Origin of the sequence: Hymenobacter frigidus (assembly GCF_014640435.1) — a bacterium.
Classification (GTDB): Bacteria; Bacteroidota; Bacteroidia; order Cytophagales; family Hymenobacteraceae; genus Hymenobacter; species Hymenobacter frigidus.
On the sequence record NZ_BMGY01000020.1, the window covers coordinates 60,045 to 82,227 of the forward strand.

Below are 22,183 nucleotides of genomic sequence, written 5' to 3' on the forward strand. Positions count from 1 at the left end.
ATAAGAATAAGTAAGAATGGTTACGACGTGTGCAGAATTCGCTCCACGATGCGCGAGGTGCTGTAGCCCGGCACCAACGGCACCGTGAGCACCTGCCCACCCCGATTCAACACCAATTCGTGGCCCACAATTCCGCTTATCGCGTAATCATCGCCCTTCACCAACACGTCGGGCTGCACCAGCCCGATAAGCGCCAGCGGCGTGGGCTCACCAAAAAGCACCACGGCATCCACAAAAGACAGCGAGGCCAGAATGCGCGCCCGGGCCGTCTCGTCCTGAATAGGCCGGCCGGGTTTGATGCTACCCACCGAGGCATCGGTGTTCAGACCCACCACCAAGGCATCGCCCAAGTGCCGGGCCTGCTCCAGGTAGTCGACATGGCCGAGGTGCAGCAAGTCGAAGCAGCCGTTGGTGAACACCACTTTACGGCCCTGCGCCCGCCAGCCGGCTACCGCAGCCGACAGCTGTTCGCGCGTCATTATTTTATCCTTGGTCCACATGGGAAGAGTGACGGAGTGATTGAGGGACTGATGCAATTGACGAATCGGTAAGCAACCAACGGTATTGAGTAGTCACTCGGTTGCTCCGTCATTCAGTCACTCAGTGGTGAGCGGCTCTACAGCCAAGGCTTCGGCCTCAGTGAATACGCTGCCCTTATCGGCGGCAGCCACGGCGATGAAGCTGATGCCGCCCATCACCACCACCAGCAGGGTTTGGGCCCCGTGCACCACCAGCGCGTAGGCAATACCAGCCTCCTTGCTCACTCCGTACACCAACAGAATGCCCTGCACCATCACGTGGAACGGCCCGATACCGCCCGCCACCGGCGCAGCCATGCCAAATGCTCCAAACGTGAGCACTGCCAGGCCCGCACGCATGTCGAGGTTATACGTTTCGGGAAAGCAGAAAAATGCCAGGTAATCCATCAGGTAATAGACCGTCCAGGTAAACAGCGTGTGCAGCAGAAACACGCCCTTTTTCTCCAGCTTCAGTACGCTGAACACCCCGGCCAGCAGCCCTTTCACAAACAGGATGGCCTTGTTGAAAAATGCGTTTTGCCGCAGCCGTTCCAGGTTACGAAACAGCGCGTAAGCCACCGTGAGCAGCAACATCCCGCCGATGACCGCAGCGATAAGCAGCGGCGTGCGGTTGCGGGCCAGGGCTTCGTAGCGCCCGCCCAGCACCTGCACGTTCACAAAGCTCCAGAACGTGTTAAAATCGACGAGCAGCACCGCCCCCAGCAACCCCAGCAGCACCAGCACGTCAATCACCCGCTCGGTCACGACCGTACCCAGGGCCACCTGCACCGGCACGCCGCTCGTGCGCCGCAGCACCGAGCACCGGATGACTTCCCCCATGCGCGGCAGCACGATATTGGCCAGGTAGCCCACCATCATGGCGTGGTACACCGGCCAGTAGGGCACCGAATACTTGGAGGCCGTGAGCTGCATCTGCCAGCGGTAGGCCCGGCTGAAGTAGCCCAGTGCCGATAGCGTCAGGGTAAAACTCAGCCACCAGTAGTTAGCCGTGGCAATGTAGTGGCCGATACGCGACAGGTCCTGCCCGCGCACTGCATACACCATCAACGCGCCCGAAAGGGCTAGCAGCAGCGCGTATTTAAGAACAGTAAGGAAAGATTTCAATGAGTGGGAGCGAGTTGGAGTAAGTTGGCTGAGCTACCGGATTGGCTAATGATTCAACAGAAATGCTGTTTACCCATTAGCCCATTGCCGGTCGCTTAGGCGAGGCGGTTCTGCTCGTTGGGGAAAATAACGGTTGGCTTGTGCTGCCGGGCTTCGGCGAAATCAATCAGCGCGTAGGAGAAGATGATGACCACATCGCCCACGCACACTTTCCGGGCCGCCGGGCCATTCAGGCAAATAATGCCCGTGCCGCGCTCGCCCCGGATGGTGTAGGTTTCGAACCGCTCGCCGTTGTTGACGTTCACCACCGTCACTTTTTCGTTCTCCACGAAGTTGGCCGCGTCCAGCAAATCCTCATCAATTGTTACGCTGCCTACGTAGTGCAGTTCCGCCTGCGTGACCGTCACGCGGTGAATTTTGGATTTCATCACCTCAATATGCATCGCTCGAAATAAGGGGTTGGTTAGGCCGGCAAAGATAAAGGCTTGACCCGCCGCAGACCCCAAAATTTCAATTCGGTCACCGAAAGGACATCCATCTTAACTCGTTTTTCAGGCTTCTACCACCACGTTATCAATCAGCCGCACGCCGCCCAGGTGAGCAGCCAGGCACAGCACCACGGCCCGGCCGGCACCATAATCCGTCAACGGCTGCAAAGTCTGAGCATCGGCCACGGCCATGTACTCCACCGTGAACAGGGGCTCTTGGGCGATGGAAGCTTCGGCAATGGCTTGCACCTGGGCGGGCGGCACGCCGCGCCGCACCTGAGCGGCGGCGGTCTGCAATACCTGGTAGAGCAGTGGCGCGGCGGCGCGGGCCGGGGCGTCGAGCCGGCGGTTGCGCGACGACATGGCCAGCCCGTCGGCCTCCCGGATGGTGGGGCAGGCCACTATTTCCAGGTCAAACGACAAATCGGCCACCAGTTGCTTCACAATGGCCACCTGCTGCCAGTCTTTTTGCCCGAAATACGCCCGGTGCGGGCAGGCTAGGTGAAAAAGCTTGCTCACCACCGTGGCCACGCCGCTAAAGTGCCCCGGCCGGTGCGCGCCTTCCATCACCCGCTCCAGAGCCCCAAAATCGAAGCGCAGCACGGTGGTCTGCGAGTACATTTCAGCCACCGAAGGCACGAATAAAGCCGTGCAGCCGGCCGGGGCCAGCAGGGCCGCGTCGGCCTCGGGCACCCGTGGGTAAAGCCGAAAGTCCTCCGCGTTGTTGAACTGCGTAGGATTAACAAAAATACTGGCAATGACTTCGTTGCATTCGGCGCGGGCGGCTTGCACCAGTTGCAGGTGGCCGGCGTGCAGCGCCCCCATGGTGGGCACCAGGCCCACACGGTGGCCCGCTTGGCGCGCTTGCTCCGTGTAAGCGTGCAACCCGGCGGCGGTAGTAAGTATCTGCATAGGAGAGGAAGGCAATTGGAACAGCCCCCAAAGTAGCTTTTGTTGAATTTCCGCTCAAAATTGTTTAATTTTGTGCACCCATAGTATGGCCTTGTTCCATTCTCTTCAATAATCCCTTTATGTCGAAGCTAAGAATCCTCTACGCGGCCACCGAAATTGACCCGTTTCTGCAGACCACCAAGGTGGCTGAAATGCTGCGTCGGCTCCCCGCCAGCATGCAGGAAATGGGCTGCGAAATTCGCATTTTCGTACCGCGTTTTGGCATTATCAACGAGCGCAAGAACCGGTTGCACGAAGTAGTGCGCCTCTCGGGCATCAACATCGCCGTGGGCGATGACGAGAAGCCCTTGGTTATCAAGGTAGCATCTATTCCGACCGCCAAGCTCCAGGTTTACTTTATCGATAACGAAGATTATTTCCATCGGAAGTCGGCCCTGGTCGACAAAAACGACAAGTTTTACGCCGACAATGACGAGCGCGCCATTTTCTTCTGCAAAGGTGTACTCGAAACCGTGAAGAAACTGGGCTGGTCGCCCAACATTGTGCATTGCTCCGACTGGATGACCGGTCTGATTCCGCTGTACCTGAAAACCACTTACAAGAAAGACCCGGTGTTCAAGGATGCCAAATCGGTGTTCTCGATTTACAGCAACGAGTTCGCAGACAAGTTCGAAGGCAATATCCTGGAGAAAGCCAAAATGCTCGACATTGACGACGAGATGATGGCCTCGCTCAAGACGGCTGACTTCAGCGGCTTCATCAAAATGGGTATGGAATATGCCGACACCGTGGTTCGCTCCGACGAAGATTTCAGCGACAACATGAACGGCATGTTCCAGGAATATGCCCTGCATAAAAAGCTCAGCCAGGTAGCTACCGACGAAAACCTGCACTCATCCTACCTAGCGCTCTACAATGAATTGGCTAACTAGCCGCTGTGCTCCCCTGGTAGCCCTATCCGCCCTGGCCCTGGCCAGCTGCGATAAAGGCACCGACCTTAACGTGGACCTGCCCGATACCACGGCCATCAGCACTGAATTTCAGGATTTCCCGCTGACGGTAGCTACGGTGCGCTTTGTGCCAGTACAAACCCTAAAAACCGACCATTACCTGGTGGGCAGCCTGGCCGATAACGTGGCCGGCACCACCGAGGCGCGTGCGTATTTCAACGTGGTGACCACCGGTATTGTCGATTCTTTGCCCTCTAAACTAACCCAACCCGTGCTCGACTCGGCGGTGCTGGTCATGGGTTTTGATAAAGTGTACGGCAGCACCACCACGCCGGCGCGGTTCGACGTGTTGCGGCTGTCCGCTTCGCTCGACGAGCGCCAGGTGTACAACTCGCAAACGCCAACCACTACCGGAGCCCCGATAGCCCGCAACCTGACCAGCCGGCTCGACCGCACCCGTCAGCAGGTGCTGGTAGCGGCCGTACCAGCCAGCCCAACCACGGGGGCTATCCCGGCCATAACTACCACCATACCTGACCCAACGGTTCGCCTGATACTACAGCGCCGGGCGGTGCCGGCTACGCCTACCAAGCCGGCTGTTGCGGCCGTGCAGTCGCCGTTTACCGATAGCCTGTTTGCCAGGTTGGCCTCCACCAGTGCCAACTTCGGTCAAACGCAGCTCAACAGTATCCTCAAAGGCCTCGCCATCGTGCCCAGCGCCGGGCACACCACGAGCATTGTGAGCTTCAGCCGCGTCCTCGACGCGCGCATCATCCTGTATTTCCGTGCCACGGGTGCTCCGAACCGGTCGTATTCGATATTATTCGGGCCGGCATTCAGCGGTGTGGGGGCAAATCCCGTGCGCGACCCACGCTACTACACCCGCATTAGCAATACCTTGCCGCCAAACCTGGCTGTCTTGGCCAGCCGTGCCGGAGCGGTACCAGCCAGCGTCCTCAGCGGCACCAGCTACGTCCAGGAAGGCACTGGCCTGGCCACTCGCGTCACGTTTCAGGGGTTAGAAGCACTGAAGGCAACGGCGAACCTAACCGTGAACCGAGCCGAAATTCGGGTGCCGGTGAAACCATTTACCAACGCACTCTTTGGCAACCCTACCCAGCTATATGCAGTAGAAGTCGACGCCAACAACGTGGCGTTGCAGCGCACGGTAAATTTTATCCCCACTGACCGCGTGGTGCAGACCGATGGAGCCGTTCAAACAAGTGGCGGCTTGCCAGCCACAGGCACGCTCAACAATGCCACCAGTACCCAAGCCTACTACAGCCTGCCCATTACTAATTACCTCGATGCTTTTTTGAAAAACAAACTTGAGGGCAACCCCATTTCGCTGGTTCTGACGCCAAGCATCCAGGCCTCCAGCACATTGTCGCTGAACCGGGCCGTGCTTGATGCCAACAACATCACCCTGCGCGTGTACTACTCTAAGAAGTAGCAACCCGTAGCTGACTACAATCCGGTCAAATCCTCATTGGCCAACAATTTCAATTTACCTACTTAATCTTTCCTGCCATGTGCGGCATAGTTGCTTATATCGGCCATCGTGAGGCCTGCCCCATTATTATCAAAGGTTTGCATCGCCTCGAATACCGCGGCTATGATTCGGCCGGCGTAGCATTGCTCACCGATGAGCTAACGGTTTACAAAAAGAAAGGCAAGGTTAGCGAGCTGGAAGGCTTTATTGCTGCCAAAGACACCAAAGCCAATATCGGCATGGGCCACACCCGGTGGGCTACCCACGGCGAGCCGAACGATGAGAATGCGCACCCCCACTTCTCTACCTCGGAGCGGATTGCCATCATTCACAACGGCATTATTGAAAACTACGCGGCGCTGAAAACGCACTTGCAGCAGCAGGGCCACGTTTTTCATTCCGATACGGACACGGAAGTATTCGTGAACCTGATTGAAGAAATAAAAAAGCAAAACGACTGCTCGCTGGAAGAGGCCGTGCGCCTGGCCCTGCACGAAGTAGTGGGGGCCTACGCCATTGTGGTGCTCAGCCAGGATGCGCCCAACCAACTCATCGCTGCGCGTAAAGGCTCGCCAATGGTGATTGGCATTGGCGAAGGCGAGTTCTTTATCGCTTCCGACGCCACGCCCATCATCGAGTACACCAACGAGGTGGTGTATGTGAACGACTACGAAATCGTGGTTATTCGCGACGGTCAGCTGAACATTCGCAGCCGTGAGGACGTGAACCAGACGCCCTACATCCAGAAGCTGGAAATGGAGCTCGACAGCATCGAAAAAGGTGGCTACGAGCACTTTATGCTGAAGGAGATTTTTGAGCAGCCCCGCTCCATCATGGATTCCATGCGCGGCCGCTTGGAGTTGGAAGCCGGCCACCTGAACATGGGCGGCATCCGGGCTTACGAGCAGAAATTCGTGAATGCCCAGCGCATCATCATCGTGGCTTGCGGCACTTCCTGGCACGCCGGCTTGGTGGCCGAGTACCTGATTGAGGACCTGGCCCGTATTCCGGTAGAGGTAGAATACGCTTCGGAATTCCGCTATCGCAACCCGATTATCACGGAGCGCGACATCGTGATTGCCATTTCGCAGAGCGGCGAAACGGCCGATACGCTGGCCGCCATTGAACTGGCCAAGAGCAAGGGTGCCACTATTTTCGGCGTGTGTAACGTGGTGGGCAGCAGCATTGCCCGCGCCACCGACGCCGGAGCCTACACCCACGCCGGACCCGAAATCGGCGTGGCTTCAACCAAAGCCTTCACGGCCCAGGTGACGGTACTAACGCTGCTGGCCATGATTATGGGCCAGAAGCGCGGCACCATCACCGACACCAAACTGCGCGAGTTGATGGTGGAGCTGGACACGATTCCGACCAAAGTAGAAAAAGCCTTGCTGCTTGACGCGCAAATTCGCGAGATTGCCGTTGAGTTTAAGGATGCCACCAACTTCCTGTACCTGGGTCGGGGCTACAACTTCCCCGTGGCCTTGGAAGGCGCGCTAAAGCTTAAGGAAATCAGCTACATCCACGCCGAGGGCTACCCGGCGGCCGAGATGAAGCACGGTCCCATCGCCCTGATTGACGAGAACATGCCGATTGTGGTGATTGCCACCCGCGATAGCTCCTACGAAAAAGTGGTGAGCAATATCCAGGAGGTGAAGGCCCGCAAAGGCCGCATCATTGCTATCGTGAGCGAAGGCGATACCGTGATTCCGCCCATGGCTGAGTTCGTAATCGAAGTGCCCCACACCAGCGAAATTTTGATGCCGCTGGTATCGGTGGTGCCACTACAGCTGCTGAGCTACCACATTGCCGTACTGCGCGGCTGCAACGTGGATCAGCCCCGCAACCTCGCCAAGTCGGTGACGGTGGAGTAGAGCACGTCATTGCGAGCGAAACGCAGTGGAGCGTGGCAATTCACTTTCATCAGTGCTACAACCCTTCGAGATTTGAAAAGCCTCGGTTCTGCGATAGAGCCGGGGCTTTTTTATTATGCTTTGTTACAAAAAGAAGTTAGTCGCTGAGAGCGGATAGATTACCGCGCGGCGCTCGCAATTACAGACGGCGCGTAATCACACCGCAAACGGCTCGCCGCGCAGCGCCTGCCGCTTGAGCAGCGGGCACACTTTATAGCGCTCGTCGTGCGTGTCATCCCACATAGCTTTCAGCACGGCATACACGCGCGTTACGCCGATGGCATTGGCCCAGGCGAAGGGGCCGTGCGGGTAATTGGTGCCGAGCTTCATGCCGAGGTCCACGTCCTGCATGGTGGCGGTGCCCTCCTGCACGGTGAAGCAGGCTTCGTTGATAATCTGGCAGATGACGCGGGGCGTGACCAGGCCCACGCGGTCGGCCACCACGCGGTAGTCGGTACCGAGGGCGGCGCAGGTTTCGGCCAGCTTCTCGCGGTCGGCTTCGTGGTAGAGACTGACTTCGAGAAGGAAACGGTTGAAGAGCGTGGGCAGGCCGCAGAAGCCGAAACGTAGTCCGGCAGGTAGACCAGCCTCGTAAGACAGCATCTCCGTTAAAGACAAATGGATGATTTCTTCAAAAATCGGAAGCTTATCATTCTCAAAGAAACTGGCAACTTGGCTAGTGAGCGGATGGAAGCAGAATGCAACGTCGGCAGTTGAGGCCGCGCTTTGAATCTGCTGGTCAACCTCCTTCCCACTTTCTTCGAGCACGGGGTTGGGATTTAAAAAGCGGTACTGGTGCGCCGGTCCGAACTTCGCGCGGAACTCTGCTTCTACATGGCTGCCGTCAATGACCAGAATGTGCATGGTTTCGGTAGTTACTTTGGGGCCAAAGATACCCTAACTGTTTCTGTTCAGATGGCCCACCAGATTATCCTCACCGACCAAGCTCCGGCCCCCATCGGCCCCTACTCGCAAGCCGTGAAGGCGGGCAACACCGTATACGTTTCGGGCCAGATACCGCTGGATGCCGCCGGGCAGCTGGTAGCGGGCGACGTGGCCGCCCAAACCCACCAGGTACTGAAGAACCTAACGGCCGTGCTGGCCGCCGCCGGCCTGGCTCTCACCGATGTGGTGAAGTGCAGCATCTTCGTAAAAGACCTCAGCAACTTTGCCACCGTCAACCAAGTGTACGGGTCGTATTTCGACGAAGCCGTGGCCCCCGCCCGGGAAACCGTGGAAGTGAGCCGGCTGCCGCGCGACGTGGAAGTAGAGATTTCCTGCATCGCCGTAGGCGCATAATATTCTGATAGCGGAGGCGTTGCCAGGAAGCTCATTTCCACCATCAGCAACTCCCTCGCATGAAAGAACTTGGACTCGGCCTGCTCATCATTGGGCTCATCTCACTGGCGCTGCCGTTTATCAACCCCAACATCCACTACACCTTTCTGACCTGGATTGACCAGTGGGGGCCGGCCGTGACCTGGGGTATCCGCGGTGGAATTACGCTGCTGGGGCTGGGCCTCTGGCTGAGCTTCAAGAACCGGGACTGATATTCATTTAACAATTATCATTTACCATTTAACGGCCGTTCAAACTGCGCAGATTGCTCCGTTGAACGGCTGTTAAATGGTAAATGATAATTGTTAAATGATAAATGACCCCGACCTTTGAGGCGCGTTCCGAACTCCGGGGCGCGCTTTTCATTTGTTATGACTGAGAGAGAAGTTCGGGTGCGTTTCGCCCCGTCGCCCACCGGCCCGCTGCACATTGGCGGCGTACGCACTGCGCTGTATAACTACTTATTGGCCCGCAAGCTGGGTGGCAAGATGCTTCTACGCATCGAGGACACCGACCAGAACCGCTTCGTGCCCGGGGCCGAGCAGTACATTCTGGAGGCGCTGGCCTGGTGTGGCATCGTGATTGACGAAGGCCAGGGCGTGGGCGGCCCCCACGGCCCCTACAAGCAGAGCGAGCGCAAGCCCATGTACCGGCAGTACGCCGACCAGCTCATTGCCAGTGGGCACGCCTACTACGCCTTCGACACCCCCGAGGAGCTGGACGTGATGCGCGCCCGCCTGCAAGCCGCCAAGGTGCCCAACCCGCAGTACAACTCCATCACCCGCGCCCAAATGCGCAACTCCCTCACCCTGCCCGAGGACGAGGTGAAGGCCCTGCTCGATGGCGGCGCGCAGTACGTAATCCGCCTGAAAGTGCCCCGCAAGGAGGAAGTGCGCTTCCAGGACATGATTCGCGGCTGGGTGGTGGTGCATTCGAGCGCCATCGACGACAAGGTGCTGATGAAGTCGGACGGCATGCCGACCTACCATTTGGCCAATATCGTGGACGACCATCTGATGGAAATCTCGCACGTAATCCGGGGCGAGGAATGGCTGCCATCGGCGCCGCTGCACGTGCTGCTGTACCGCTACCTGGGCTGGGAGAGCACCATGCCGCAGTTTGCCCACCTGCCGCTGTTGCTCAAGCCCGACGGCACCGGCAAGCTGAGCAAGCGCGACGGCGACCGGCTCGGCTTCCCCGTGTTCCCGCTGGAATGGCATGGTACGGACGGCGAAACCGGCGAGCCCACCGTGAGCGCCGGCTACCGCGAAAGCGGCTACTTGCCCGAAGCCCTGGTGAACTTCCTGGCCTTCCTGGGCTGGAACCCGGGCACGCAGCAGGAAATTTTCTCGATGGACGAGCTGATTCAGGCCTTCTCGATTGAGCGGGTCAGCAAGTCGCCAGCCAAGTTCGACCAGAACAAGGTGAAGTGGTTCAACGAGCACTACCTGCGCGCCAAAACCAACGCCGAGCTGGCGCCCTACCTACTCACGGCCCTGCACGAGCACGCCATCGTGTGCTCGCAGGAGAAAGCCGAGCAGATTGTGGGCGTGATGAAAGAGCGGGTGAGCTTCCCCAACGACTTCTGGCAGGAAGCCAAATACTTCTTCCAAGCCCCGACGGAGTACGACGAAGCCGTGGTGAGCAAGAAGTGGAACGCGCCCGTGGCCGGTGCCCTCACCGCCTACGCCAACGCCCTGCCCGGAGCCGCCCAGGCATCGGCCGAAGAGCTGAAGACCTTATTCAACGACACCATGGCGGCCCAGGGCCTCAAGCCCGGCCAGGTGCTGCAAGCACTGCGCGTGGCCGTGACCGGTGCCGCCGCCGGCCCGGACTTGTTTGAGACCTTGGTAATTCTGGGGACCGACGAGGTAAGTACCCGACTACGCGCCGCTGTGGAGCGCATCCCCGTAGCCGCCTAGTTTCACACCGCCCAAACGGCCACGAGCCTGACCAGTAAAATCGATTCACGGCCTTATCAGGCGAGTGGGCGGTTCTACCGGTCAGGCTCGTTGCTTGTGGCATCATAACAGCGCATCGACGCCCAAAAGCTTTTGCTGGCTCAACCGCTGGTACCTTCATCAAAATGGGGCCGCAAAAACTGATGTTCAGGCACATCAATTTATGTAACTGTTCGCCTATTAATTATTATATTTGCCAGTACCCTGCAACGTGGACTAGCGCAATAACTGGTCACCTGGCAGTGCATACCAAGTTCCTGCGACTAATTTGGCGAGGACTTTTTCTTTTGCCATAGTGCTTGTAAGTGCCCCCATTTAAGCTGTCGTATTTGCTGATTTTTCGGTGGGCACTACTGGCCATGGGAATAGTATGCGGCGTCCCGGTCGCTGCTCAAGGGCCAGCCACTACCCATACTCCCAGTCCTCCACCGCAGGTGCGTTCGTCGGGGGCTACTCCGCAGCACCGCATCGACAGCGTGCGGGCGCTACTTCGGGCCCACCCCACCCCCGATACCACGCAGGCACTGCTGCTCAATGTCTTGGCCGATGAAATAACGGTGGTTGATGTGCGCGCCGCCGGCCCCACGCGCCGAGCCGCATGTCAGCTGGCCCGCCGGCTGGGCTACCGCGACTTTCTGGCCGAGGCGCTGCTGAACATGGCCGACTACCACATTGCCCTGGCGGAGTATGGCCCGGCCCTGCCGCTGTTGCGTGAGTCGCAGGCCGAATTCACCCGGCTGCACGACCTGGGCGGCCAGATGCGCTGCCTGGGCCGCCGCTCCCGCATAGCCGACCAGCGGGGCCAGTTGGCCGAAGCGCTGTCCTACTGCCTCCGGGCCATGGCCATAGGCTCGACGGGCGACCAGCGCCGCTTTCATACCAGTTTGAAAATCCACGCGGCCAGCATCTACACCCGGCTGGGGGAGTACGAGCAGGCCCGCACCTACCTGCAGGAAGCCCTGGCCGTGGCACGCTACCACGGATACCCCGACCGCATCAACCTGATAATGGGTGAGCTCGGTGACCTCAACCGAAGCCAGGGGCAGTGGGCCGAAGCCCGTCGCTACTACGGCCTGAGCATTGCCGTGAGTCGGCGCATCGTCATCACCGACCAAGCCACCGTGCGCACCATGCGCTTCAACCTGGCCGATGTAACTGAGCGGCTAGGCAACTACACGCAGGCCCTGCCCCTGGCCCAGGCCGCGCTGCGCGAAGCCGCTACCGCTCATGATGTGCCGCTGGTGCCGCGGGCACTGGTACTGCTGGGTCGCACCTGGCTGCACCTGAACCAGCCCGATAGTGCCCTGCACTATGCCAACCGGGGCCTGTTACTCGGCCAGCAAGCCCATTCCCTGGAGGGCCTGCGCGCGGCCTACGATGTGCTGGCGCGAGCCCACGCCCAGCGCAAAAACTGGGCGGCCGCTTACCAAGCCCAGCTTCGTTTCAGTACCTACGACGACAGCCTGACCGGTACCAACGTCAGCCGGCGCACAGCCGCCCTGCGCTTCAACCACGAAGTGAACCAGCACCGCGCCCAGCTCCTGCTGCTGGGCCAGGAGCAGGAGCTGGGCCGACTTCGGCAGCAGCGCCAAACGGCTGGTATGCTGGCCCTTGTTCTACTGGTGGGGCTGGGCGGAGCGGCCCTGCTGTGGCGGTATCGCCAGCGGCAGCGGCACCACGAAACAGCTTTGCGAAACCGCCTGGCGACCGACCTGCGCGATGACGTGGGCACGCTGCTCAGTCGGATTTCGCTGCAGAGCGGGCTGCTGCAAGAGGGCTTGGCCGATAGCGTGGGCCACCGCCAGCAATTGGGCCAGATTTCTGATGCCAGCCACTCGGCCGTGCGCCAGCTCAACGACGTGGTGTGGAGCCTCGACGCCCACAACGACCACCTGCCCGCCCTGCTCGACCGCATGCACACCTACGCCCACGATGTGCTGGGCACTGCGGGCTTGGCCGTAGATTTTGAATTTCCGGAAGAGTCTTCCACCCAGTGGCTGCCCGTACTGCTGCGCCGCAACATCTACCTGATTTACAAAGAGAGCCTGCATAATATTCTCGAGCACGCCACCGGAGCGACAACGGTGGTGGTGCGCGTGCGGCTGGAAACGGGCAGTCCCGCCCAACTAGTGCTGGAAATTATGGACGATGGCACCGGGGCCGCCACCGCCCCCGATGGCCACGCACGGCGCTCGGGCCACGGCTTGCGCAACATTCAGACCCGCGCCCAAGCTCTGGGCGGGGCGGCCACCAGCGGCGGTGCCCCCGGGGGCTTCCGGGTGTGCGTAGTAGTGCCGCTACCGTCGGCCTGGAAAGTTTTTGGCCGCACCAACAGTCCGGCGGCCTGACCCCGCGAGCAGGGTCTCTCGGCAACAGGCGATGGTTGCCCCGTTGAAATAAATCGGACTTGCTGCGCAATGGAAATCCGCTTGGCCCTTGTTGCAGACGAGCTTGGCATCCGTGCTGAGCTGCACACCCATGTGTGCGCGCGCAATGGCGGCCGCTGTTATCATCGCAAGTAACTGACCACTAGCCCGCCGCCCTTTTGTGTCATCGGCTCACCACCTGAAGCAGCCGTTTCGCGTAAAGCATTGCAGTTTTCTCCTGCTTCCCCTCCCCGTCATGGCCAAGAAACCCGTAAAACCAAAAAAAACCGCACCTGACCCCAGCAAAAAAGCCCGTGTCCACAAGGAGCTGGAGGGGTTTGAGATTGGCGTGAACCCGCTGGGCGAAATCACTTCCAACTACTCCATCGAGCAAATCAATCAGTTTCTGGGCCGCCACGTGCGCGACAAAAAGCTGGTGGACCGCGCCGGGCAGTTTGGCGAAAAGCCCGCGCCCGGCGAGAGCGAAGAGGATGCTTTTCCCATCGAGGACGGCCACCACGAAATCGAGCCCGAAGAGTCGGAAGAGGATTTCATCAAGCGCAGCAGCCGCGAGGCCAAGCGCAAAAAGTCGGTGGGCGACTCCGAAAAGGAGGCCGCCGAAACCCGCGGCGAACTACCACTGGAAGAGTAGCTGCCAGCTTTACAACGATTTCGTGGTGCTGGTGCGCAGGCCCTTCTCAAAGGTTTCGACCTTGATGAGCTTGCCCGCCGAATAGGTTTCGGTGCGGGTTACGTTATTGCCCCGATAGGTTTCTACTTGAATCAGCTGGCCTTGCTCGTAGGTTTCGGCGCGGGTCAGGGTACCATCGGTGTAGGTATGAACGCCGGTAGTCTGGCCGTCGGGGTCGCAGGTTTTCCACTCCCCGTACCAGAAAAAACGGGCCGGTTTATCGCCGCTCGTCACCCACTGGGCGGGGCCTCGTTGCGCCACCTTCCCGCCCGGGTGCCAGTACGTGACTTCGCAAAAGCCCTCGCGGCGGTAACGCTCCGAGTGGTCGAGCTGGCCCGTGGGCGCGTAGTAACGGAAGGTGCGCACCGGCCGGCCGTGCCGGTAGCGCCCCGCCGTGAAAGGCTGAGCATCGGCCGAGTCGTAGTAGGTGCGCCAGCGCCCTTGCTCCCGGCCTTGGCGGTCGAAGCGGTTGGGCTGCCAAAAGCCGCGCGGCTGGTGCCGGGTGGTAGCCTGCGAGCCTGCGCAGGCGCTAAGCAACAACGTGCCGCCAAGGGTGGCAACTAATTTGGAAAGGTGCATGGGCAGAATGCCTTAAGCCTTGCTATAAAGCAACTTGAAAACTTCTGCGCTAACGCAGCTGCTCAAAAATATTGTGTATTGTCCCCGCTGGCAGCACCGCATATTCGCCGGTCGCTATCTTTAACCGCACCAATCACCCCACTCCAACCGCATGAATTCGCACGACGTTGACTACCGCATTCTTGGCTCCGATATCCAGGTTCTGGAAGTGGAGCTCGACCCCAACGAAACCGTGATTGCCGAGGCCGGGGCCATGGTGTACATGGAGGAAGGCATTGCCTTCGAAACCAAGATGGGCGACGGCTCCGAGCCCGACCAGGGCCTGATGGGCAAGCTGTTCTCGGCCGGCACCCGCTTAATTACCGGCGAGTCGCTGTTTCTAACGCACTTCACGCACCGGGGCGGCTATGGCAAAAGCAGGGTGGCATTCTCCGCGCCTTATCCCGGCACCATCATCCCGGTTAATCTAGGTGAGATGCCCGCGGGCCTCATTGTGCAGAAAGACGGCTTTCTGGCCGCCGCGCGGGGCACCAAAATCAGTCTGCACTTCAACCAGAAATTGGGGGCCGGCCTGTTTGGCGGCGAGGGCTTCATCCTGCAGAAACTGACCGGTGACGGCAAAGCCTTCGTGCACGCCGGAGGCACCATCATTGAGAAGCGCCTGAACAACGAGATTCTACGCGTTGATACCGGCTGCGTGGTAGCGTTCGAGCCCAGCATTGACTTTAGTGTGGCCCGCGCCGGCGGGCTCAAATCAATGATATTCGGGGGCGAAGGGCTGCTGCTGGCCACCTTGCGCGGCACGGGCCGCGTGTGGCTGCAGTCGATGCCCGTCAAGAAGCTCATTCGGGCACTGGCCTCGGGCGGCGGCAACGCGCAAAAGGAAAGCGGCGGCATACTGGGCAATATCCTGGGCGAATAAGTTCATCCGAGGTGTGCTGCTATCCTGCCGACAGCTTATTTACCGTGGCATCTCCACTGTGGCGGCTGGGACTTTATCGCGGTCCATCAGGCCTTTCAGCATAAAGCCCAGCACCACTGCCAGCACAATAGCGATGCCCACGCCCGCCCGTAGCAGAAATTTGTGGTCGTGGGATTCGTCAGTTTTCCGACGGTCAGCTTCTCGCCGTTGCTGGCGCGTTTTGTAAGGACGTTGATAAGCTGTACGGTGGGGCACAGAAGACGTAGTCGTTTTGGACATAAGGGCGAATATTACGGTAATGTTACGCAATATCTGCCAATAGCATAGCTTCTATTAGGTCAACAGCCGAACATAGTCGGCATATGAGCGCTTTGAACCGGCTAAAGGCTCGTTGGGTCCTCACTCAAAAACAGTTAGCTGCGTGCGGCGGCAGTAGCCAGCACGGCCTCCAGCACCTCCCGCGTGTTGAGCAAGCGTGGCACTTTGTGCTGGCCGCCCAGCTTGCCCTGGCTGGCCAGCCAAGCCTCGAACGTGCCCGTGGGTACGGCCCGCAGCTTGGGCGGAGCCAGGGCCAGGCTCCGGTGGCGCTTGGCCGCGTAGTCGGAATTGAGGGCGCACAGCGTCGTATCGAGAATAGTGCCGAACCGGGCCAGGTCGGGGCAGGCCGCGGAGTCGGCAAATTCCACTACCCACTCGTGCCCCCCACGCGAAGCCGCGCTATCGGCCGTGAACCACACGGGGCCGGCCGTGAAGTCGCGCACGGCCGCGCCGGTAGCCTGGCAGGCCGCGGCCACGGCGGCCTCGGCATTCTCAATCACCACTTCCTCGCCGAAGGCATTGAGGAAGTGCTTGGTACGGCCGGTGATGCGCACCCGATACGGAGCCAGCGAGGTAAACCGTACGGTGTCGCCCACCAGGTAGCGCCACAGCCCGGCGTTAGTACTGATAACCAAGGCGTAAGGCCGGTTCAACTCTACTTCGGCCAGGGGCACGGGGCGCGGGTCGGGGGCATTCCACTGGTCGGCGGGCAGGAATTCGTAGTAAATGCCGTGGTCGAGCAGCAGCAGCAGGTCTTCGCTCCCGGGCTGGTCCTGCAGGGCAAAGTAGCCTTCCGACGCATTGTAGATTTCGAGGTAGCGCATCCGCGCATCCGGAATTAACTGGCGAAACAGCTCGCGATAGGGCCCAAATGCCACCGCGCCGTGCAGAAACAGCCGCAGGTGTGGCCACACTTGGGTAATGTTGTCGGCCCCGGCCAGGGCCACCACGCGGCGCAGCAGCACCACCATCCAGGTAGGCACGCCGGCCAGGGTGCGCACATCCTGGCGCAGCACGTGGGCCGCGATGCGCTCAATCTTCTCCTCCCACTCGTCCAGCAGCGCCAGGTGCAGCGGCGGGGTGCGCAGCTGCTCGGCCCAGCCCGGCAGCTGCGCCATGATAACGGCCGATACATCGCCCACCCGCGAAACGGACTCCTGGGGCCGGAACGGATTGGGCGAATGCGCGCCACCCAACGACAGCGTTTTGCCGGCCAGCAGCCGCTCCTGGGGGTAGAGGCAGGTGCTCAGGGCCAGCATGTCGCGCCCGGCGCGGTAGTGGCAGTCGCGCAGCGCCTCGGCCGTGATGGGGATAAATTTGCTGCGGGCGTTGGTGGTGCCGCTGCTCTTGGCAAACCACTGCGGCCGGCCGGGCCACAGCACATCGGGCTGGCCGCGCAGCACCTTTTCCAGCTCCGGGTACAGCTGCTCGTAGGTGCTCACGGGCACGCGCCGGGCAAAGTCGGCGGCCGTGGGCTTGTCGCCAAACCCGTAGCGCCGGCCCCACTCGGTGCTCCGGGCCCGGTGCAGCAGCCCGCGCAGCAGCCGCGCCTGCACCTCGTGCGGCTGCTGCCGGAGGCGCGCCAGCCGGGACAGGCTGCTGAGTTGAACGGCGCGGGCGAGTAGCTGGTCGAGCATATATTTTGAATTAAAAATTAAAAGTGAAAAATTAAAAATTGCTCGCGTTGGTCACTTTAAACGAAGGCCCAATGCTGTCACGACGTGCTCATTTTTAATTCTTAATTCTCAATTTTTAATTGCCTTACACGTTGCGCTTTAACTCGAAATTTTTGCCCAGGTACACGCGGCGCACAGTTTCGTCGCTGGCCAACTCTTCGGCGGTGCCGGCTTTCAGGAGCTTGCCTTCAAAAAGCAGGTAGGCCCGGTCCACGATGCTGAGGGTGGAGTTCACGTCGTGGTCGGTGATGAGCACGCCGATGTTACGGTGCTTGAGCTTGGATACGATGCCCTGAATTTCTTCGGTCGCAATGGGGTCGACACCGGCAAAGGGCTCGTCGAGCAGCACAAATTTGGGGTCAACGGCCAGGGCACGGGCTATTTCGGTGCGGCGGCGCTCGCCGCCGCTCAGCACCTTGCCCAGGTTCTTGCGCACGTGGGTGAGGCTGAACTCTTCGAGCATTTCCTCCACCTTCTCGTGGCGGGCGGCTTTTTTCATGCTCGTCATCTCGAGCACAGCCATAATATTTTCTTCTACGCTCAGGTCGCGGAACACGCTGGCTTCCTGGGCCAGGTAGCCCACGCCCAGCCGCGCCCGCTGGTAGATGGGCATGGTGGTTATCTCGGTGTTGTCGAGGAAGATGCGGCCGCCATTGGGCTTCACCATGCCCACCATCATGTAGAAACAGGTGGTTTTGCCCGCGCCGTTGGGCCCGAGCAGCCCCACGATTTCGCCCTGCTCCACGGTCACGCTCATGTCGTTGACGACGGTGCGGGCTTTGTATTTTTTGACAAGGTGGTCGGCGCGAAGAATCATGCGGGCAAAGGTACGGGCGCGCCGCAACGGAGCGGAGCGCGGAAACCAACGACTGGTTTGCCAATATTATTCGGCTTGCCTAACACTTCGCTTAAATTTTTCTGCTACTTTTAACCCCCACAACCTAACCCACCTCCCACAAACTTATTTTTTATGACAGTAAAACGACTACTCCTCGCGGGCGGCGCGCTGCTAGCCAGTGCGCCGGCTGCTTCTGCCAGCGGCTTCCAGGTGTATTTGCCAGGCCACAAAAGCAACGGTATGGGCGGCGTCGGGGTGGGCTTGTCGCTCGACCAGTCGGCCATGTTTCTCAACCCCGGGGCCCTGGCCATGGTGCGGGCCAACGGGGTAGTGCTCGGGGCCAACGCCACGTTTGCGCGGGTTGCCTTCCGCTCCGAAAACGGCGGGCCGCAACGCGACCTGCAGTCCACCGTGACCACTCCTTTCAACTTCTACGCCTCCTTTGGGCCGAAAGACGGCAAGTTTAAGGCAGGCCTGGCCGTGTACACGCCCGCCGGCTCGAAGCTGGTGTACGCCGAGGGCTGGGAAGGCCGCGCGGCCCTCACCCAAATCGACCTCAAGTCGGTATTCGTGCAGCCCACGCTCAGCTATGCCATTACGCCGCAGCTGAGCGTGGGCGCGGGCCTCACCATTCTGGCCCTGGGCTCGGTGAACCTGCAGCGCGACATCTCGGCCCTGCCTTACCCCGGAGCCACGATTGAGCTGGATGGCAAAACCAAGACTCAGTTCGGCTTCAACGCCGGCATTCTGTTCAAGCCCAGCGAGAAGCTGAGCGTGGGCATCAGCTACCGCTCGAAGGTGAACGCGACCGTGGAAGAGGGCACCGTGACCGTGAAGGGCCTGCCCAACGCCACGCCCGGCAGCAACAGCTATTCCGCTTCGCGCCGCATCAACCCTGGCTTCACGGCCAGCAACTTCGCGGCTACCCTGCCCATTCCGGCCCACGCAGCCATCGGCGTAGGCCTGATGCCGACCGACAAGCTCACCATCGGCCTCGACGTGGTGTGGACGCAGTGGAGCGCCTACCGCGAGCTGCGCTTTGACTTCAGCGGCAACAACGGCAACGGCGACTACGCCCAGGTAGGTACGCAAGGCCAGCCCGGCTACTTCCCGGCCAACACCGGCACCCCCGGCCTGGTGGGCGGCAATAACGTCTCCATCTCGAAGCGCAGCTACCAGGACGTGCTGGCGTTCCGCCTGGGCGCGCAGTATAAAGTGACCGACAAGCTGACCGTGCGCGGCGGCGCGGTGTACGACCAGAGCCCCGTGCGCGACGGCTACGTGACGCCCGAAACCCCCGACAACGACCGCGTGGCCCTGACCACCGGCCTGAGCTACGACGTGACCGAGAAATTCGGCATCGATGCCTCGTATCAGTTCATTCAGATTCTGAAGCGCACCCAGACGCAGCAGCAGCTGCTCGACAACGGCACCACCGACCGCGTGGCCGGCACCTACAACTCCTTCATTCACGTGCCCGGCGTGGGCGTGCACTACAACTTCTAAGCGCCTCACTCCCACCTGACTTTAGCTTTTCGCCGACATGAAATCATTTTTTAAGCACACCGCGCCCGCCCTCGCCCTGCTGGGCCTGAGCCTGGGCAGCTGCAAGCCCGACCTGGAGAACAGCCCCAAATCGAGCGCCGGGCAGGCCGATTTTTCGCGCTACGTTGCCGTGGGCAACTCGCTCACGGCGGGCTTTGGCGATAACGGCCTGTACCTGGAAGGCCAGTTGAATTCCTACCCCAACATCCTGGCCGGCCAGCTTAAGGCCGTGGGCGGCGGCGATTTCGCGCAGCCGCTCTTCACCGACGCGCAAGCCAACGGCTCGGGCTACCTGAGCCTGGCGGGCTTCACGGGGGGCGGCAACCCCATCACCGTGCCTGTCACTACCAACCGGGCCTTGCGCGCGGGCAGCACAGCCGCCGCGCCACTTTTCACCAAGTTTACCGACCCCGTCAACAATCTTGGCGTGCCCGGCATCCGGATGTCGGACATCAACACTCCTGGCTACGGCAGCGTGCAGGGCAACCCCTACTTCGAGCGCATCACGCCCGATGCTACGCCGTTTCAAACCTATTTGGGGCGCGTGCAGGCGACGGTAGCTTCCCTCAAGCCAACGTTTTTCACCGAATGGCTGGGCAACAACGACGTGCTGGGCTTTGCCACGGCCGGCGGCGCGGCCAGCAGCCTGACACCGCCAGCCACTTTCGCCGCAAACACCAGCCTGGTGCTGGATGCCCTGACGGCGGGCGGCGCCAAGGGCGTGGTGGTCACCATTCCGGACGTAACTGGCATTCCGTTCTTCACCACGGTGGGGCCGGGCTTCCGGGCCACCCTGACCGCCAACAGCGTGCCGGGCGTGTTGGCCCTGACCGGCGCAGCGCCGGGCGGCGCAGCTTCCGGCAATCGCAAGCAGATTGCCACGGTGGACATTCGCGACGCGGCGGGCGCCGGCCGTCAGTTGTTTACCCTCACGTCGGCACCTTTTCTGCCGCTGCTGGGCCGGCCCACGGGCGCGCCGTGGCGCTCATTTGTGCCGAGGGCTGCCTTGGGCAGCTACCTGACGGCCTACGGCATTGATACCCTGCAGGCGTTTGGTGCCACGGCCGGCAACCCCATTCCGAGCGCTTTCATTCTCGACGACGTGGAACAAGTGCAGGTGCAGAATGCCACCACGGCCTTCAACACGACCCTGGCCGCCGCGGCTAACCAACGCAATCTGGCCTTGTTCGATGCCAATACGTTCTTCAGCAGTGTGGCTCGCAACGGCCTCGTAGTGAACGGTGTGAATAATACGGCCTCTTTTATCTCGGGCAACCTTTTCTCGCTCGACGGGGTGCACCCCACGCCGCGTGGCTACGCTGTAATCGCCAACGAGATGATTAAGGCCATCAACGCGAAGTACGGCTCAGCAGTGCCCGGCGTAGATGCCACGAAGTACCGCGGCGTACGGTTTCCGCAGTAGTCCAGCAGCACAAGCCCGCTATTAAAAAGCGCCTTCCTCGGATGAGGAAGGCGCTTTTTTGTGTCAATCCTTGCAAAGGATTTATTTAAACAGACTGCAGCACACCGGCAGCTAGGTGCGCGGCAATGAGCTGGGCGTGGTGCCGGCCGTTTTCGATAAACCAGCGGCTGGTGGCCCGGCCGCCGCATACGGTGCCGGCCACGAACAAGCCGGGGCGCGTGGTTTCGTGGGTTGCGGGGTCGAAGAGCGGGGCGCGGGCTTCGTCCGCAGGGTCGGGCTCGACACCGAGGCGGCCGAGCAGGGCCTCGTCGGGGTGGTAGCCGGTGAGGGCGTACACGAAATCGGTAGGAACGGTGAGCGGGCCGGCAGGCGTGAGCACGTCTACCGCGCCGGGCCGAATGGCGACGATGGTGGTGTTGAAGTGCGCGGTGATGCGGCCCTCGGCTATGCGGTTGACAAGGTCGGGCCGAATCCAGTACTTCACGGAGTCGCTGACTTCGGAGCCGCGCACGAGGAGCGTGACATTGGCCCCGGCGCGGGTGAGCTGCAGAGCCGCTTTAGCGGAGGAATTTTTGGCCCCGACGACGACGATATTCTGCGTGGCGTGCTGGTAAGGCTCTTTGTAGTAGTGGCTGACGTGGGGTAAATCCTCGCCGAGTACGTTGAGCGGGTTGGGCACGTCGTAGAAGCCGGTGGCCACAACGACGTTGCGGGTCTGGATTTCGCCCTTGTCGGTCGTGACGGTGAAATTGCCTTGTTCGCCGGTCAGGTTTAGCACTCGCTCGTGCAGCCGGAGGGTCAGCTTTTCGGAGGTGGCCACGCGCTGGTAGTAGTCCAGGCCATCTTCGCGCAGGGGCTTGTAGTGGCTGGTGGGAAACGGATAGCCACCGATTTCGAGCAGCTCGGGCGTGGAGAAAAACTCCATGTTGGTGGGGTAACCCACCAGGGAATTGACCAGTGCACCTTTTTCTACGAGGGCTACCTGCAGGCCTTTGCGCTGGGCTTCGAGGGCGCAAGCCAGGCCCACGGGGCCGGCTCCAATAATGAGAACATCAAGCATAATATCCTATGTTCAGACACGACCTCTTAATTTAGGTCAATGAAGGAAAGGAGTGGAGTAAGATTCTA

The 22,183-nt window shown here is 60.5% G+C and carries 21 protein-coding genes; 11 read left to right on the forward strand and 10 right to left on the reverse strand.

Going from position 1 to position 22,183, the window contains the following annotated elements; genetic code table 11:
• Nucleotides 1-20 precede the first annotated feature (20 nt).
• The 4 genes from rfaE2 to panC all read right to left on the reverse strand — a co-directional run bounded on the left by rfaE2 (nt 21) and on the right by panC (nt 3,043).
• Nucleotides 21-500, reverse strand: a complete 480-nt coding sequence (gene rfaE2 / locus IEW17_RS11930) for a D-glycero-beta-D-manno-heptose 1-phosphate adenylyltransferase (RefSeq protein WP_188562269.1) — start codon at nt 498-500, stop codon at nt 21-23.
• A 96-nt stretch (nt 501-596) separates the two neighbouring features.
• Nucleotides 597-1,643: a lysylphosphatidylglycerol synthase transmembrane domain-containing protein gene (locus IEW17_RS11935; RefSeq protein ID WP_188562270.1), complete on the reverse strand. Its 1,047-nt coding sequence runs from the start codon at nt 1,641-1,643 to the stop codon at nt 597-599.
• Between the two features lie 95 nt (nt 1,644-1,738).
• On the reverse strand, nt 1,739-2,086 hold the full coding sequence (panD, locus tag IEW17_RS11940; protein WP_188562271.1) for an aspartate 1-decarboxylase: 348 nt from the start codon (nt 2,084-2,086) through the stop codon (nt 1,739-1,741).
• Between the two features lie 108 nt (nt 2,087-2,194).
• Entirely contained in the window at nt 2,195-3,043 is an 849-nt protein-coding gene (gene panC / locus IEW17_RS11945; RefSeq protein ID WP_188562272.1) for a pantoate--beta-alanine ligase, read from the reverse strand.
• A gap of 119 nt (nt 3,044-3,162) precedes the next feature.
• On the opposite strand from panC, the gene IEW17_RS11950 reads away from it, so the two are divergent.
• The 3 genes from IEW17_RS11950 to glmS all read left to right on the forward strand — a co-directional run bounded on the left by IEW17_RS11950 (nt 3,163) and on the right by glmS (nt 7,359).
• The gene (locus tag IEW17_RS11950; RefSeq protein ID WP_188562273.1) at nt 3,163-3,975 is read left to right on the forward strand and encodes a glycogen/starch synthase; all 813 of its coding nucleotides are present in this window, start codon (nt 3,163-3,165) and stop codon (nt 3,973-3,975) included.
• Nucleotides 3,959-5,446, forward strand: coding sequence for a DUF4270 family protein (locus tag IEW17_RS11955; protein WP_188562274.1), 1,488 nt, complete (start codon nt 3,959-3,961; stop codon nt 5,444-5,446). The genes IEW17_RS11950 and IEW17_RS11955 overlap by 17 nt, the downstream gene beginning before the upstream one ends.
• Nucleotides 5,447-5,523: 77 nt before the next feature.
• A complete protein-coding gene (glmS, locus tag IEW17_RS11960) occupies nt 5,524-7,359 on the forward strand; it encodes a glutamine--fructose-6-phosphate transaminase (isomerizing) (protein WP_188562275.1) in 1,836 nt (611 codons plus the stop codon).
• A 195-nt stretch (nt 7,360-7,554) separates the two neighbouring features.
• Here the strand turns inward: glmS and IEW17_RS11965 are convergent, their stop codons facing one another.
• Nucleotides 7,555-8,262 (reverse strand): 3-hydroxyacyl-CoA dehydrogenase family protein, encoded by a 708-nt coding sequence (locus IEW17_RS11965; RefSeq protein ID WP_188562276.1) that lies wholly within the window; start codon nt 8,260-8,262, stop codon nt 7,555-7,557.
• A gap of 51 nt (nt 8,263-8,313) precedes the next feature.
• On the opposite strand from IEW17_RS11965, the gene IEW17_RS11970 reads away from it, so the two are divergent.
• The 5 genes from IEW17_RS11970 (at nt 8,314) to IEW17_RS11990 (ending at nt 13,715) form a co-directional block, all read left to right on the forward strand.
• The gene (locus IEW17_RS11970) at nt 8,314-8,697 is read left to right on the forward strand and encodes a Rid family detoxifying hydrolase (RefSeq protein WP_188562277.1); all 384 of its coding nucleotides are present in this window, start codon (nt 8,314-8,316) and stop codon (nt 8,695-8,697) included.
• Nucleotides 8,698-8,756: 59 nt separating this feature from the next.
• The gene (locus IEW17_RS11975) at nt 8,757-8,948 is read left to right on the forward strand and encodes a hypothetical protein (RefSeq protein WP_188562278.1); all 192 of its coding nucleotides are present in this window, start codon (nt 8,757-8,759) and stop codon (nt 8,946-8,948) included.
• A 159-nt stretch (nt 8,949-9,107) separates the two neighbouring features.
• Nucleotides 9,108-10,658, forward strand: coding sequence for a glutamate--tRNA ligase (gltX, locus tag IEW17_RS11980; protein WP_188562279.1), 1,551 nt, complete (start codon nt 9,108-9,110; stop codon nt 10,656-10,658).
• Between the two features lie 344 nt (nt 10,659-11,002).
• Nucleotides 11,003-13,045: a tetratricopeptide repeat-containing sensor histidine kinase gene (locus IEW17_RS11985; protein ID WP_188562280.1), complete on the forward strand. Its 2,043-nt coding sequence runs from the start codon at nt 11,003-11,005 to the stop codon at nt 13,043-13,045.
• Nucleotides 13,046-13,319: 274 nt separating this feature from the next.
• A complete protein-coding gene (locus IEW17_RS11990; protein WP_188562281.1) occupies nt 13,320-13,715 on the forward strand; it encodes a hypothetical protein in 396 nt (131 codons plus the stop codon).
• 9 nt (nt 13,716-13,724) lie between these two features.
• Here IEW17_RS11990 and IEW17_RS11995 read toward each other — a convergent pair whose 3' ends face one another.
• The gene (locus IEW17_RS11995; protein WP_188562282.1) at nt 13,725-14,333 is read right to left on the reverse strand and encodes a toxin-antitoxin system YwqK family antitoxin; all 609 of its coding nucleotides are present in this window, start codon (nt 14,331-14,333) and stop codon (nt 13,725-13,727) included.
• 151 nt (nt 14,334-14,484) lie between these two features.
• Here IEW17_RS11995 and IEW17_RS12000 point away from each other — a divergent pair, with 151 nt between their 5' ends.
• Entirely contained in the window at nt 14,485-15,255 is a 771-nt protein-coding gene (locus IEW17_RS12000; RefSeq protein WP_188562283.1) for a TIGR00266 family protein, read from the forward strand.
• 39 nt (nt 15,256-15,294) lie between these two features.
• Here IEW17_RS12000 and IEW17_RS12005 read toward each other — a convergent pair whose 3' ends face one another.
• From IEW17_RS12005 to lptB, 3 genes are all read right to left on the reverse strand, one after another.
• Nucleotides 15,295-15,534 (reverse strand): hypothetical protein, encoded by a 240-nt coding sequence (locus IEW17_RS12005; protein ID WP_188562284.1) that lies wholly within the window; start codon nt 15,532-15,534, stop codon nt 15,295-15,297.
• Between the two features lie 134 nt (nt 15,535-15,668).
• A complete protein-coding gene (locus IEW17_RS12010) occupies nt 15,669-17,210 on the reverse strand; it encodes a GH3 auxin-responsive promoter family protein (protein ID WP_188562285.1) in 1,542 nt (513 codons plus the stop codon).
• Between the two features lie 124 nt (nt 17,211-17,334).
• Entirely contained in the window at nt 17,335-18,066 is a 732-nt protein-coding gene (lptB, locus tag IEW17_RS12015; RefSeq protein WP_188562286.1) for an LPS export ABC transporter ATP-binding protein, read from the reverse strand.
• 153 nt (nt 18,067-18,219) lie between these two features.
• Between lptB and IEW17_RS12020 the strand changes: the two genes are divergently transcribed.
• Nucleotides 18,220-19,593, forward strand: a complete 1,374-nt coding sequence (locus IEW17_RS12020; RefSeq protein WP_188562287.1) for an OmpP1/FadL family transporter — start codon at nt 18,220-18,222, stop codon at nt 19,591-19,593.
• A 37-nt stretch (nt 19,594-19,630) separates the two neighbouring features.
• A complete protein-coding gene (locus IEW17_RS12025; RefSeq protein WP_188562288.1) occupies nt 19,631-21,055 on the forward strand; it encodes an SGNH/GDSL hydrolase family protein in 1,425 nt (474 codons plus the stop codon).
• An 85-nt stretch (nt 21,056-21,140) separates the two neighbouring features.
• On the opposite strand, the gene IEW17_RS12030 is transcribed toward IEW17_RS12025, so the two are convergent.
• Nucleotides 21,141-22,115 carry a YpdA family putative bacillithiol disulfide reductase gene (locus tag IEW17_RS12030; RefSeq protein WP_188562289.1) on the reverse strand — a complete coding sequence of 325 codons (975 nt, stop codon included), beginning with the start codon at nt 22,113-22,115 and terminating at the stop codon, nt 21,141-21,143.
• Nucleotides 22,116-22,183: the final 68 nt, after the last annotated feature.

Coding starts and splice junctions, on each gene's coding strand:
- IEW17_RS12005 (WP_188562284.1), bottom strand. CDS start 15,534: ATGTCCAAAACGACTACGTCTTCTGTGCCCCACCGTACAGCTTATCAA.
- rfaE2 (WP_188562269.1), bottom strand. CDS start 500: ATGTGGACCAAGGATAAAATAATGACGCGCGAACAGCTGTCGGCTGCG.
- IEW17_RS12025 (WP_188562288.1), top strand. CDS start 19,631: ATGAAATCATTTTTTAAGCACACCGCGCCCGCCCTCGCCCTGCTGGGC.
- gltX (WP_188562279.1), top strand. CDS start 9,108: ATGACTGAGAGAGAAGTTCGGGTGCGTTTCGCCCCGTCGCCCACCGGC.
- IEW17_RS11965 (WP_188562276.1), bottom strand. CDS start 8,262: ATGCACATTCTGGTCATTGACGGCAGCCATGTAGAAGCAGAGTTCCGC.
- IEW17_RS11970 (WP_188562277.1), top strand. CDS start 8,314: ATGGCCCACCAGATTATCCTCACCGACCAAGCTCCGGCCCCCATCGGC.
- panC (WP_188562272.1), bottom strand. CDS start 3,043: ATGCAGATACTTACTACCGCCGCCGGGTTGCACGCTTACACGGAGCAA.
- IEW17_RS12010 (WP_188562285.1), bottom strand. CDS start 17,210: ATGCTCGACCAGCTACTCGCCCGCGCCGTTCAACTCAGCAGCCTGTCC.
- IEW17_RS11950 (WP_188562273.1), top strand. CDS start 3,163: ATGTCGAAGCTAAGAATCCTCTACGCGGCCACCGAAATTGACCCGTTT.
- IEW17_RS11955 (WP_188562274.1), top strand. CDS start 3,959: ATGAATTGGCTAACTAGCCGCTGTGCTCCCCTGGTAGCCCTATCCGCC.
- IEW17_RS11990 (WP_188562281.1), top strand. CDS start 13,320: ATGGCCAAGAAACCCGTAAAACCAAAAAAAACCGCACCTGACCCCAGC.
- panD (WP_188562271.1), bottom strand. CDS start 2,086: ATGCATATTGAGGTGATGAAATCCAAAATTCACCGCGTGACGGTCACG.
- glmS (WP_188562275.1), top strand. CDS start 5,524: ATGTGCGGCATAGTTGCTTATATCGGCCATCGTGAGGCCTGCCCCATT.
- IEW17_RS12020 (WP_188562287.1), top strand. CDS start 18,220: ATGACAGTAAAACGACTACTCCTCGCGGGCGGCGCGCTGCTAGCCAGT.
- IEW17_RS12000 (WP_188562283.1), top strand. CDS start 14,485: ATGAATTCGCACGACGTTGACTACCGCATTCTTGGCTCCGATATCCAG.
- IEW17_RS11975 (WP_188562278.1), top strand. CDS start 8,757: ATGAAAGAACTTGGACTCGGCCTGCTCATCATTGGGCTCATCTCACTG.
- IEW17_RS12030 (WP_188562289.1), bottom strand. CDS start 22,115: ATGCTTGATGTTCTCATTATTGGAGCCGGCCCCGTGGGCCTGGCTTGC.
- IEW17_RS11995 (WP_188562282.1), bottom strand. CDS start 14,333: ATGCACCTTTCCAAATTAGTTGCCACCCTTGGCGGCACGTTGTTGCTT.
- lptB (WP_188562286.1), bottom strand. CDS start 18,066: ATGATTCTTCGCGCCGACCACCTTGTCAAAAAATACAAAGCCCGCACC.